The 12,456-nt window shown below is 70.8% G+C and carries 9 protein-coding genes and 1 pseudogene; 6 read left to right on the top strand and 4 right to left on the bottom strand.

The window, feature by feature from the left end; genetic code table 11:
* Nucleotides 1-302 precede the first annotated feature (302 nt).
* The 3 genes and pseudogenes from CF165_RS13845 to CF165_RS52580 all read left to right on the top strand — a co-directional run bounded on the left by CF165_RS13845 (nucleotide 303) and on the right by CF165_RS52580 (nucleotide 3,228).
* Nucleotides 303-521, top strand: coding sequence for a hypothetical protein (locus tag CF165_RS13845; protein ID WP_093947914.1), 219 nt, complete (start codon nucleotides 303-305; stop codon nucleotides 519-521).
* A gap of 70 nt (nucleotides 522-591) precedes the next feature.
* Nucleotides 592-2,364: pseudogene (locus CF165_RS52585) on the top strand (bifunctional sugar phosphate isomerase/epimerase/4-hydroxyphenylpyruvate dioxygenase family protein); the annotation flags it as partial.
* Nucleotides 2,338-3,228 carry a sugar phosphate isomerase/epimerase family protein gene (locus CF165_RS52580; RefSeq protein ID WP_240521589.1) on the top strand — a complete coding sequence of 297 codons (891 nt, stop codon included), beginning with the start codon at nucleotides 2,338-2,340 and terminating at the stop codon, nucleotides 3,226-3,228. The pseudogene CF165_RS52585 and the gene CF165_RS52580, both read left to right, overlap by 27 nt.
* A 30-nt stretch (nucleotides 3,229-3,258) precedes the next feature.
* Here CF165_RS52580 and CF165_RS13835 read toward each other — a convergent pair whose 3' ends face one another.
* From CF165_RS13835 to CF165_RS13820, 4 genes are read right to left on the bottom strand one after another with little or no spacing between them, the layout of a single operon-like run.
* A complete protein-coding gene (locus CF165_RS13835; RefSeq protein ID WP_093947912.1) occupies nucleotides 3,259-4,947 on the bottom strand; it encodes an FAD-dependent oxidoreductase in 1,689 nt (562 codons plus the stop codon).
* Nucleotides 4,944-5,744, bottom strand: coding sequence for a citryl-CoA lyase (locus tag CF165_RS13830; RefSeq protein ID WP_093947911.1), 801 nt, complete (start codon nucleotides 5,742-5,744; stop codon nucleotides 4,944-4,946). The genes CF165_RS13835 and CF165_RS13830 overlap by 4 nt, the downstream gene beginning before the upstream one ends.
* Nucleotide 5,745: 1 nt before the next feature.
* The gene (locus CF165_RS13825; protein ID WP_093947910.1) at nucleotides 5,746-6,975 is read right to left on the bottom strand and encodes a CaiB/BaiF CoA transferase family protein; all 1,230 of its coding nucleotides are present in this window, start codon (nucleotides 6,973-6,975) and stop codon (nucleotides 5,746-5,748) included.
* Nucleotides 6,976-7,012: 37 nt separating this feature from the next.
* Nucleotides 7,013-7,798, bottom strand: coding sequence for an IclR family transcriptional regulator (locus CF165_RS13820; RefSeq protein WP_093947909.1), 786 nt, complete (start codon nucleotides 7,796-7,798; stop codon nucleotides 7,013-7,015).
* A gap of 162 nt (nucleotides 7,799-7,960) precedes the next feature.
* Between CF165_RS13820 and CF165_RS13815 the strand changes: the two genes are divergently transcribed.
* The 3 genes from CF165_RS13815 to CF165_RS13805 are packed head-to-tail and all read left to right on the top strand — an operon-like array spanning nucleotide 7,961 to nucleotide 12,410.
* Nucleotides 7,961-9,439: an aldehyde dehydrogenase family protein gene (locus CF165_RS13815; RefSeq protein ID WP_158226781.1), complete on the top strand. Its 1,479-nt coding sequence runs from the start codon at nucleotides 7,961-7,963 to the stop codon at nucleotides 9,437-9,439.
* A gap of 35 nt (nucleotides 9,440-9,474) precedes the next feature.
* Nucleotides 9,475-11,220: a thiamine pyrophosphate-binding protein gene (locus CF165_RS13810; RefSeq protein WP_093947907.1), complete on the top strand. Its 1,746-nt coding sequence runs from the start codon at nucleotides 9,475-9,477 to the stop codon at nucleotides 11,218-11,220.
* Nucleotides 11,221-11,252: 32 nt separating this feature from the next.
* On the top strand, nucleotides 11,253-12,410 hold the full coding sequence (locus tag CF165_RS13805; protein ID WP_158226780.1) for an ABC transporter substrate-binding protein: 1,158 nt from the start codon (nucleotides 11,253-11,255) through the stop codon (nucleotides 12,408-12,410).
* The last annotated feature ends 46 nt before the right edge of the window (nucleotides 12,411-12,456 follow it).

Raw genomic sequence — 12,456 nt, 5'->3', positions numbered from 1 at the left:
CGAGGCGCCGCCTCTCCCGACTCGATGAAGGTCCGCTAGATGGACCTAGTGAACCGACTCACGGGACGAACAATAGGACGAAGTCCGACACGGGCGCAATACACCCGATCGCCTCAATGCACCGGGAGGCCGTCCTGGACGACGCCGGCGAGCGTCGCCCAGGCGCACGAGGCCGGGGCGGCCAGACCGCCGGACCTCCTTGCTCGCAAAGGATTAAGCGCTTACCGCCGCCACGCCCTTCCCTATTCCGGCGCCGGAGCGTATATGTAACTACCTAGTACGTTCACGGGCAAGGAGGCCGCGTGACCGCTCGAGACGGCCGTTTCCTCATCAGGCTCATCGGTTCGGGTATCGGCACCTCGCTGAGCCCGCCCCTGCACGAGCGTGAAGCCGGGAAGCTCGGGCCGGCCCACCTCGATGCCCTCTCCCCCGACACGGCGGCGCTGGGCGAGGTCAACACCGTCGTGTTCACCGGCCAGGAAGCCAGGCAAGGAAGGGTGGCTGCCCATGCTCGCCGTTGAGCGCCGCGGCGCGACCTCGTCTCCCGAATTCAGCACCGCCGGCACCGCCGGAACGCGACGACGCCTCGGCATCGCGACGGCCTGCCTGTCCGGCACCCTCGACGACAAGCTGTCCGCCGCCGCGGCGGCGGGATTCCGCAGCATCGAAGTCTTCGAACAGGACCTCGTGGCGTCCTCGTGGTCACCGAGCCGGGTACGCGAAGAATGCGCCCGGCTCGGCCTGTCGATCGACCTGTACCAGCCGTTCCACGACTTCGAGGCCGTCCCACCTGACGTGCTCGCCACCAATCTCCGCCGCGCCGAGCGGAAGTTCGACGTGCTGGAGCAACTGGGCACGGACACCTTGCTGGTTTGCTCGTCCACCTCACCCGACGCGGTGGACGACGACGACCTCGCCGCGGAACAGCTGCACCTGCTCGCCGACCGGGCCGCGGCCCGCGGGCTGCGGATCGCCTACGAGGCCTTGGCCTGGGGCCGGTTCGTCAACACCTACCAGCACGCCTGGCGGATCGTGCGCCGCGCCGGCCACCCCTCGCTGGGTCTTTGCCTGGACAGCTTCCACGTGCTCTCCCGCGGCGGCGATCCCGCGGGAATCCGCGTCGTGCCCGCGGAGAAGATCTTCCACCTGCAGCTCGCGGACGCCCCGCACCTCGTCATGGACGTGCGGGAGTGGAGCCGGCATCACCGGTCGTTCCCCGGGCAGGGTTCGTTCGACCTCGCCGGTTTCGCCGGCCACGTGCTCGCGACCGGCTACGAGGGCCCGCTGTCGCTCGAGGTGTTCAACGACGTCTACCGCCAGACCGACCCGTGGCACGCGGCCGTCGACGCGATGCGCTCGCTGCTCGCCATGCAGGAGTCGGTCGTGATGAGCGGCCTTCCGCCGGCGTCCCTGCTCGGCGGGCACGTGTTCACCGAGCTCACCGTGGACGAGGTGTCGGGCCCGGCGATGGCGCACACGCTGACGAGGCTCGGGTTCACCCACACCGGGCAGCACCGCTCCAAACCCGTCCAGCTGTGGCAGCAGGGCGAGGCCAGGATCCTGCTGAACCACGGGTCACAACGGACGGTCGCCCCGGGGACGGCGATGATTTCCGCACTGGCACTGGAAAGCAGCGACCCAGCCGGTTCGGCCCGGCGTGCCGAACGCCTCCTGGCACCCGTGCTGCCCCGCGTCCGCCGGCCCGAAGAGGCGGACCTGTCCTCGGTGGCCGCGCCCGACGGCATGGAGATCTTCTTCTGCCGCAACGACAGCTGGCCGGACGACTTCGTCCCCACCGGCAACGCGATCCCGCCGGCCCTGCTGACCGGTACCGACCACGTGTCCCTCACCGAGTCGGTTGACGACTTCGACCAGAGCTCGCTGTTCTACCGATCGGTGCTCGGGCTCGAACCGGATCGCACCGTCGAGCTGACCGCGCCGTTCGGGCTGATCCGCAGCCGGGCGGCGAGCGATCCGGCCCACCACGTCCGGATCACCCTCAACACCGCATCGCTGCGCCGGGGCGACTGGGCGCCCGCGGTCCCCAACCCCCAGCACGTCGCGTTCACCACCGGCGACATCTTCGCCGCCGCGAGGGCCGCCGGCGGAAGCGTGCTGCGCATCCCGGACAACTACTACGACGACCTCGACGCCCGCCTCGCCCTGCCGGCCGAGCTGCTCGCCACCCTGCGCGCGCAATCGGTGCTCTACGACCGCGACGAGCACGGCGAGTACCTCCACTTCTACACCGAGATCGTCGGCTCACGAGTGTTCTTCGAAGTGGTGCAACGCGTCGACGACTACGCCGGGTACGGCGCGGCCAACACCCCCGTGCGCATGGCCGCGCACCGCCGCAGCCGGCTGAACGCCCTCCGGGAGACGGCGGACGCGCACGACCACGGGCACGACTACTCCCTGGCCCACCTGACCGCGCTGAGCCTGTCCCCGCCCGAACTCGTGGCCGCGGCGGCGAACGCCGGCTATCGCTACGTCGGCCTGCGCCTGACCCGGGTGACCCGGGAGGAACCGCACTACCCGCTGGCCACCGATCCCGCGCTCATGCGCGCGACGAAGGCACGCCTGGCGGCCACGGGGATCGAGGTCCTCGACATCGAGCTCGCCCGGATCGGCCCCACCGACGAGCCACGCGACTTCCGGCGCGTCCTCGAAGCCGGCGCCGAACTGGGCGCGCGGCACGTCATCACGCAACTGCCCGACCCCGACCCGGTCCGCAAGGTCGACCACTTCACCGAACTGTGCGACCTGGCCCGCCCGCTCGGGCTGACCCTCGACCTGGAGTTCCCGTCCTGGACCGAAACCGGCGACCTCACCGAGGCCGTCCGCGTCCTGCGCGCCGCCGACCGGCCCAACGCCGGCCTCCTGATCGACGTACTGCACTTCGCCCGCTCCGGCTCCAGCATCGACGAACTCCGCGAGCTACCGCGTGAGTGGTTCCACTTCGCCCACGTCTGCGACGCGCCCGGCGAAATCCCCGCCACGACCGCCGGACTGATCTACACCGCCCGCTTCGAGCGCCTGTTCCCCGGTGAGGGCGGGCTCGACGTGCCCGGCATCCTCGCCGCTCTCCCACTCGGAATTCCTTACACATTGGAGATCCCCCGCGCCATGCTCGTCGCCCAGGTCGGCGCGAGTGAACACGCCCGCCTCGCCCTCGCGGCCACCCGGCGCCACCTCAACGCGGTCAGCCCGGCAACAACCCGGCCCTGACGGCCTCTTCCGGCGTCTGGTCTCACGGGGTCAGCCGCGCCGGCGGTCGCCGGGAAGTTCGCGGGCGTGCTGCGCGGCCAGATAGCCGAACACCAATCCCGCTCCGATCTGACACCCCGCGCCCGGGTACTCCGAGGCGGTCATCGACGACGCGTCGTTGCCACAGGCGTAGAGCCCTCGGACCGGGTCACCGCTCGCACTGAGGACTTCGGCGTCAGGGCTGGTGCAGAGGCCCAGCGCGGTCGCCAAGGGAGTCGGGACCACCTCGATGGCGGAGAACGGCGGCTGTTCGATCGAACCCAAGTTCACGTGCGGACGGTGAGCCGGATCGCCGTACTGGCGGCCGTACGGACTCTCCCCCTTGCCGAACTCCTCGTCGATGCCGGTGCGTGCGGAACGGTTCGTTGCGGCGATCGTCCTTTTGAGACCGGCCGCATCGACTCCGGTCCTCATCGCCAGATCCTCGAAAGTGTCAGCGGTGTGCAGATATCCCTGGTCGCGGTACCGGCGGAGCACGGCCCGGCGTGCATGCGGTCGGATCATACCCAGCCCGTACCGCCTCAGCGTCCGAGCGTCGAGGACCAACCACGCGGGGATCGCGTCCGCGGCGTACATCGCCCGGACGAACCGGTGGTAGGACACCGACTCGTCGACGAACCGCCGACCGGCCGCGTCGACGGCCACGATGCCGGGCTTGGCGCGGTCCCAGATGTGCGGGAACACGGCCGTGGAGCCGTCCTTCCGGCGGCCCAGGGAGCTCGGGAACCACAACGCGTTGTCGTCGCGCGGCTCGGCCAGGACGCCGCCCACCGACCTGGCCAACGCGATCGTGTCACCCGTGGCGCCCTCGGCGGCCGGCGTGAACTGCGGCGTCGGCGACGGCAGGTGCTCGGCGCGCAGGTCCGGATTCGCCGGGAACCCGCCGCCGGCGAGGACGACACCGCGGCGGGCCGTCACTTGCACCAGCCGCCCTCGGTGGGACACGACCGCACCCGTCACCCGACCCGGGGCATCGGTCGTCAGCTCGGTCGTCCGCGCGGTGAACCAGACGCCCCCGGAGCGGCGCGTCAGCTGGTCGTAGAGGGCGGCGACGAGCGCGTTGCCCATCGTCAGGCGCGTCCCGCGAGGGTGGCGGAGACGGTCGACCACCCACCTCGCGCCGAGGCGGAGGGCCAGTGCCGTCGCGCGTACCGAGCCGTCGAACACCTTCAGCAGCCGGTCGGCCTCGCGCCGGCGGACCATGAGCGTCCCGCCGAACAACGCGAACTCCGGGATCGGCCATCGAACGCGGCCGAAGTGGGCGAGCCGCCGCGCGTCGAACGTGTGCGGTTCCAGCGCCCGGCCGACCCCCGATCCCGGCAGGTCCGGGTGGTAGTCGACGACGTGTGCCGAATGCCAGAATCGGAGGCCGAGCCGTTCGAAGTACTCGATCGCCTCGGGCCCGTGGCGCAGGTAGGACTCCCGCAGTTCACGTGGCGCCCGGTCGCCGACGAGCGCGTCGAGGTACCGGCGAGCCTCCGCGAGGTCGGCGGCCGGGTCGGGCTGGTGCCGGTGGCCCGGGATCCACGACGTTCCGGCCGAGTAGGCGCTCGTGCCGCCGAGCCACTCCGTCTTCTCCAGCACCAGCACCGAAAGTCCCTCGGCGGCCCCGGCGACGGCCGCCGCGAGGCCGGCCGCGCCGGAGCCGAGGACGAGCAGATCGACCGGGTGGTCGGTCACGCCTGGACCGGCAGCACGGTCGGCAGGATCGACGTCGGCACCGGGCCCTTGTTCCGCCGGCCCTGCGTCGTCTCCTCCCAGGCGTGGGCCAGGATCCCGACGCTGCGGCTGAGCACGAACAACCCTCGCGCGAGCGGTGGCGGAAACCCGAGCTCGGCGTAGATCACCGCGGTGGCGCCGTCGATGTTCATCGGGATCGGCTTGGCCCGGCCCTTGTTCAGCAGTTCCTCCACCGCACGCGCCGCGCGCAGGTGGTTCCCCGCCACGACACCCTCGGCGACGGCCTCGTCCACCAGCCCCAGCAGGGGATCACGGCGTGGGTCACGCGGGTGGAAGCGGTGACCGAAGCCGGGCAGGTAGCGGCTGTGCTTCCGGAAGTCCGTCACGACGGCTTCAGTTGCGGCTTCGAGGGATTCTCCGGCCTCTTCGCGGGAGACGATCGCCGACAGCAGCTCGACGCACTGTTGCCCGGCGCCGCCGTGGGAGTCGCCCAGCGCGTTGACCCCGGACGCCATCGCGTTGTTCAGGCCCACTCCGCAGGTCGCCGTCATCCGCGCGATCGCGATGGACGGCGCTTGCGGACCGTGGTCGACCGACGCGACCATCGCGGCTTCGAGCAACGCCGCTTCCCGGGGCGACGGGCTCGTTCCCCGCACCATCAGCCAGATCGTGGCGACGAACCCGTGGGAGCCGATCAGCTCCTGCACCGGGATTCCGCGCAGTTCGACCACGCCCGGTTCCATGCGGCAGATCGCGTTGGCCCACCAGTCGGCCGCGGCAGTCGTTCCGGCGTCCATGTCAGTCCTTGTCCACGGGCGCGAACGACCGTTCCGGAGCGGGTCGCGGGATGGGCGGCTCGTCGTTCCACCGGCGGGCCAGCAGCACGGCTTCGTCGTTGTGCTCGCCGAGCAACGGCGGCCGCGCGCTCGGCCGAAGCGGCTCGCCGTCGAGGAGGACGCCGTTGCCGCTGGCGCGCAGGGTGCGATCCGCCTCGCCGGGGAACGGCAGCTCGGTGAAGAACCCGCGGTGGGCGAGCTGTTCGGACTCGATCGCCTGGGGCACGGTGAGAATCCGGGCCGCCGGCACCCCCGCGGCGGACAGCAGCTGCTCCCATTCGAGCGCGGACCGCGCGCCCAGGGCCTTGTTCAGCTCGGCGTCGAGGTCCGCGCGGTGGGCCTTGCGGTCTTCGCGGTCGGCGAAGCGGGGGTCGGTGGTCAGTTCGGGCCGCCCGACCAGCGAGCACAGGGTGACGAACTGCTCCTGCCGGTTCGCCGCGATGTTCAGCGGGCCGTCCGCGGCGAAGAACGTGCCCGAGGGCGCCGCCGTCGCGTTGTCGCGCCCCATCGGGACCGGCGGGACGCCGCTGATGACGTAGTTCGAAACCGCCCAGCCCATCGCGGAAATGGACGCCTCGAGCATCGACAGGTCCAAAAAGGACCCTTCACCGGTGCGGTCCCGGCCGACCAAAGCAGCCGAAATGGCCAGCGCCGCCATCAGCCCGCCGATGGTGTCGGAGACCGGGAACCCCACCCGCAGGGGTGCCGTTTCCGGCGTGCCGGTCACGCTCATCATGCCCGAGAGGCCTTGGATGATCTGGTCGTAGGCCGGGGCCTGGCTCATCGGTCCGCTTTGGCCGAAACCGGAAATGGCGCAGTACACCAGTCCGGAGTTCAGCGCGCGCAGGCTTTCCCAGCCGAAGCCGAGCCGGTCGAGCACCCCGGCGCGGTAGTTCTCGAGGACGACGTCCGCGCCGCGGACGAGATCCTGGAAGAGTTCTCGCTGACCGGTGTCCTTGAGGTCGATCTCGATCGACTTCTTGCCGGCGTTCTGCGCCAGGAACGACGTGCCGATGCCGGCCCGGTTCAGGGCCGCGTCCGGTCCCAGGTTCCGGGCAAGGTCGCCCGAGCCCGGCAGCTCGACCTTGACCACCTCGGCGCCGAACAGCATCAGCTGGTAGCTGCAGTACGGTCCGGCGAGGACATTGGTCAGGTCGAGCACCCGGATCCCGCGAAGCGGTCGTTTCGTCATTCCCTCTCCTTGCACCTGGCGACGAGCCCGGCCGGAGTCAGCCGGCGAACGGATGGTCGAATCCCCGCTCGCTCATCCGCGTTGCGGACTCGGTGAGGTCGGCCACGAACTCGGCGATCCGGTCCTCGGAGAACCGGACGGTGGGACCGCTCAACGACAACGCGGCAGCGACAGCACCGTTCTTGCCGAGCACGGGGACCGCCACGGCCGACAGACCCGCTTCGCGTTCGCCGTGACTCACCGCGTACCCCTGGTCCGCCGCCTCGATCAGTCCTTTGTGGATACTGTCGGCGTAGTCGGCACCGGCCGGGGAACTGCGCGCGATCCTCTTCAGCAAAGCAGGAGAAGCGTCGCGGAGCAAGACTTTCGACGAGGCGCCGCCCCACAACGGGAGTTCGTCACCGACGCGCACGACGTGCCGCAGCGGCTGCGGGCTTTCCTGCTGGGCAACGCAAACCCGGTACATGTCCCGCCGGACGTAGAGGTTCACCGTCTCCCGCTGCCGGCCGCCGAGTTCGCGCATCAGCTGCATCATCTCCGGCGGCAGTTCCCAGCTCTGCCGCGCGAGGTGCGCCCACCGCCACAGCCCGGGGCCGGCCATGTAGCCCTTGCCGGTCGACCACAGCAACCCGTTGAGCTCCAGCGTCTGCGCCAGCCGGATCGCCGTCGTCTTCGCGAGACCCGTCGCCTTCACGATGTCGGAGATCGTGACGGCGGGCCGCTCGTCGGTCAGCAACCCCAGGATGTCCAGCGCGCGCTGCACGCTCCGGACACCCCCCTCACCGGACGAGCCCTCGCGCTCCTCGGCCCCGTCAGCCTTCATCTCTGCACACCCTTCGTCGCATTGCGGGTCCCCGGCCGGTGGACCAGTTCGCAACAGTTTCAGATCCCGCTCTTGCCACCGGTAGGCAGCTGACCGTACGTTACACGGAGTCCGCAGAGCGGTCCAGAAGTGCCGTTTAATGGTTCACAAGGGAGTGTGGCGGTGCTGGAGCAGATCCTCGAAGCCGCAAAATCCGAAACCTCGGTCGAGGCCGCCGCGTTCATCGCCGGGCAGTGGTCCCGCGAGGGCTCGGTCGCCGAGCGCATCGGCCCCTACCAGCGAAAAGTGGTGTCCACGTCGATCACCGCGGACGAGGCCCAGATCGCCCGCGCGGTCCGCCACGCCGCCGCGTCCACGCCCGCCGTCGCGCGTCTGGCCCCGGCCACCCGTGCGGCGATCCTGGAGCGCGCCTCACGGCTGGCCGAAGACCACCGGGACGACATCGCCCGGCTGATCGCCCTCGAACTCGGGAAGCCCCTCAAGGACGGACGGGGCGAGCTCGACCGCGTCGCGGACACCTTCGCCGTCTGCGCCGCCGAAACCCGGCACATCGGCGGGGAGAACCTGCCGGTCGCCGGCTGGCAACGCGGGGTCGGCAACACCGCCCTGACCTACCGCGCGCCGGCCGGGGTGGCCCTGGCGATCACCCCGTTCAACGCCCCGGCGAACCTCCTGGCCCACAAGCTCGGCGCCTCGTTCGCCGCCGGCAACACCACGCTGGTGAAAGCTCCGCCCCAGGCGCCGGCCACGACCGCGGCCGTGGTGGCGCTGCTGCTGGAAGCGGGCATGCCACCGGAAGCGGTGCAGCTGCTGCACGGCGGCGGTGACGTCGGCGCAGCCCTGTGCGCGGCCCGCGAAGTCGCCGTCATCAGCTTCACCGGCAGTGCCGAGACCGGCAACGCGGTCGCCCGCGCGGCCGGTGCCAAACGGCTGGTGCTGGAACTCGGCGGAAACGCCGCGACGCTCGTGTGCGCGGACGCCGACATCGCTCTCGCCGCCAAGACCTGCGCCCGCACCGGCTACAGCAACTCCGGCCAGAGCTGCATCTCCGTCCAGCGGGTCTACGTGCACCGCAGCCGGTTCGAGGACTTCCTCACCGCGTTCCGCACCGAGGTCGAGGGGTTGCGGGTCGGCGACCCCCTGGACGAGGCCACCGACGTCGGCTCGATGGTCGACGACGAAGCCGCGGCCCGCGTCGAAAAGTGGACCTCCGAAGCGGCAGCCGGAGGCGCGCGGGTCCTGCTGGGCGGTACCCGCGACGGAGCCACGCTGCTGCCCACCATCGTCGCCGACCCCTCGCCGGACGCCACCGTCGTCGTCGAGGAGGTGTTCGGCGCCCTGGTGGCCGTGCTGCCGTTCGACGACCTCGACACGGTCATCGCGTCGTGCAACACCAGCCGGTTCGGCCTGCAGGCCGGAATCTTCACGCAGGACATCGGCGCGATCTTCACCGCGTGGCGCGAACTGCAGGTCGGCGGGCTGATCGTCAACGGCTCGTCGAACTTCCGCCTCGACCACGTGCCCTTCGGCGGGGTCAAGGACTCCGGCTTCGGCCGCGAGTCCCCCGCGCCCATGATCGACGACTACACCGTCGTCAAGACCCTCGTGCTGCGCAACCTGTCCATCTGGGGCGAGCAGTGACCGGAACGCCGAGCGAGGAGAGGAGTTCGACTTCGATGAGCCACCCCGCCCCGACCATCACCGCCGCCGAGGCGCTCGTCCGCCAGCTGGAGTCCTACGGCGTCGAGTACGTGTTCGGCCTGTGCGGGCACACCAACATCGCGTTCCTGGACGCGCTGGGCCGCAGCCGCATCAAGTTCGTCATGGCCAGGCACGAGCAGGCCGCCGCCCACGCCGCCGACGGCTACGCCCGCGCCACCGGCAAGCCCGGCGTCCTGCTGGTCCACGTCGGGCCCGGCATGATGAACGCGGTCACCGGCGTGGCCACCGCGGCGTTCGACTCGGTGCCGCTGATCACGATCTCCGGGGACATCCCGTCGTACTACCACGGCCGGCACCCGCACCAGGAAGTCAACCTGCACGCCGACGCCGACCAGACCGCCATCTACCGCCCCTTCGTCAAGCGCGCGTGGCAGGTGCACCGCGCCGAGGACCTCGCCCGGTTCACCGAGCGCGCGTTCTGGACGGCGACCTCGGGCCGGCCGGGCGCCGTCCTGCTCAGCGTCCCAATGGACCACTTCTCGCGTGCGGTCCCGCTCGTCGAGTACCCGCTCGTCGCGCACACGGCGAAGCCCGCGCTGTCCGCCGCCGACGCCCATCGGATCGCGCAGGCGCTGGCCGGCGCCGAACGCCCGCTCGTGTACGTCGGCGGCGGCCTCCGTTCGCCGGAAGGACGGGCCGCGCTGCGCGAACTCGTCGAGTACCTCGACATCCCGGTGGCCCACTCCCTGATGGCCAAGGGCACCCTTCCCGACCGCCACCCGCTCGTCATGGGCATGACCGGGTTCTGGGGCCTCGAGCTGACCAACGAGTACACCCGCAAGGCCGACGTAGTCCTCGCGCTCGCGACCCGGTTCGCCGAGACCGACGCCAGCTCGTGGAACTCCGAGTACACCTGGGCGTTCCCGCCCGGCCGGCTGATCCAGATCGACCTCGACGCCGCCGAGATCGGCCGCAACTACCCCGTCGAGATCGGCGCGGTCGCCGACGTGAACCACGCCGTGCCGGCCATCACCGCCGCCGTCAAGGACCTGGTAGCCGAGCCCGTCGAGCGAGCCGACGTCCGCGCGCAGATCGGCTCGGTCCGCGCGGACCTCTTCTCGGCGAGCCAGGAACGCGGCCGCAGCACCGACTTCCCGCTTCGCCCCGAGCGGATCCTCGAGGATCTGCGCACGACGCTCCCCGCCGACGCCGTGCTCGTCACCGACGTCGGCTGGAACAAGAACGGCGTCGCCCAGTGCTACGAGCTGCCCGAGGAGGGCCGGTTCATCACTCCGGGCGGCGCGTCCACGATGGGCTTCGGCCCGGCGGCCGCGGTCGGCGTGCAGCTGGCCCAGCCGGATCGCGTCGTCGTCGCGCTCGTCGGCGACGGCGGGATGAGTGCCCAGCTTCCCGCCGTGCCGCTGGCCGTCGAGCAGGGGTTGCCCGTGCTGTTCGTCGTGATGAACAACCGGGCCCACGGCACCATCGCGGACCTGCAGGCCCACAACTTCGGCCAGAGCTTCGGCTGCGAGTTCCGCGACCAGGACGGCAACCCCTTCTCCCCCGACTTCGCGGCCTTCGGCCGCTCCTGCGGCGCCGACGGCTACACCGTCGAACGCCCCGAGGACCTCGCCGCCGCCCTGCGCGAGGCGATCGCGAACCGGCGCCCCGCCGTGCTCGACGTCCCCATGGTCAACGAGCCGGTCCCGACTCCCGGCCATTGGAACATCAACGACATCTACCAAGGCGTCTTCGAATGACCCCCGCCACCGCAGACAACGGAGTGTCCCCCATGCACCGACCCGGAATCAGACGACTGCTCGCCTCGATGACCCTGCTGGCCGCGGGCGCCGCGGCGGCCTGCAACGCGCCCGGCAGCTCGTCGTCGTCCCCCTCGGACACCAGCGGCCCGATCAAGATCGCGGTGGTCAACGCGCAGAGCGGCCAGCTCAGCTCGCTGGGTGCGTGGGAGTACAAGGGCGCGAAGCTGGCCGTCGACCAGTGGAACGCCAAGGGCGGGGTGAACGGCCGCAAGGTCCAGCTCGACGTCTTCGACGACGCCGGCGACCCCACCGTCGGCACCAACCTGGCGCGCAAGATCTCCAGCGAGGGCTACATCGCGATGATCGGCACCGCCGAAAGCGCGGTCACCGTGGCGATGTCGCCGGTCCTGCAGCAGGCGAAGATCCCGAGCATCACCTCCGGGCAGTCGCCGGCCATCATCGCGGTCAAGAGCCCGTTCCAGTTCTTGAACGGGCCGACGAGCACGACCTACGACGAGACGCTCGCGAAGTACCTGGTTGACCAGAAGGGCCAGAAGAACATCGCGTTCATCACGAACAACGGCTCGTACGGCAAGGGCGAGCACGACGCGTTCGGCAAGGCACTGGCCGGCCGCGGGGTCACCCCGGTCGACAACCAGGTCGTCACCACCGACCAGAAGGACTTCAGCGCCGCGCTGACCTCCATCCGGCAGAAGAACCCGCAGGTGCTGTTCGTCGGGACCGAGGAGGTCGAGGCAGGCCTGATCGTCAAGCAGGCCCGCGAGCTGGGCATCACCGCGACCATCGCAGGTGCCGCCCCGATGGGCACGTCGGTGTACCTCACCACGGCCGGCGCGAGCAACGCCGAAGGCACCGTCGTCAGCAGCCCCTACCTCAGCAACGAGACCAGCGACGCGGCCCGCCAGTTCGCCCAGGCCTACAAGACGGCCTACAACGAGGACGCGGAACTGCACGGGGCCAAGGCCTTCGACGGCACGAACATCTTCCTGACCGCGCTGAAGACGTCCAACGGTGCCACCGGTCAGCAACTGGCCGACGCCATCCGCGGCACGAAGTACCCGGGCCTGCTCGGCAACTTCACGTTCGACCAGACCGGCGTCGGCATCCACGCCACGGCGATCGGTGTCATGACCGGCGGCAAGCTCGTCGCGGCGCCCGCCAGCTGACTCGCCCCCGAGGGGCCGCGCGGAACCGCGGCCCCCGCCGGTGAAA

The sequence above is a fragment of the Amycolatopsis vastitatis genome (assembly GCF_002234595.1).
GTDB lineage: Bacteria > Actinomycetota > Actinomycetes > Mycobacteriales > Pseudonocardiaceae > Amycolatopsis > Amycolatopsis vastitatis.
Note: the sequence above shows the minus strand (reverse complement) of the source record. Positions and strands in the feature narration are given on the sequence as shown.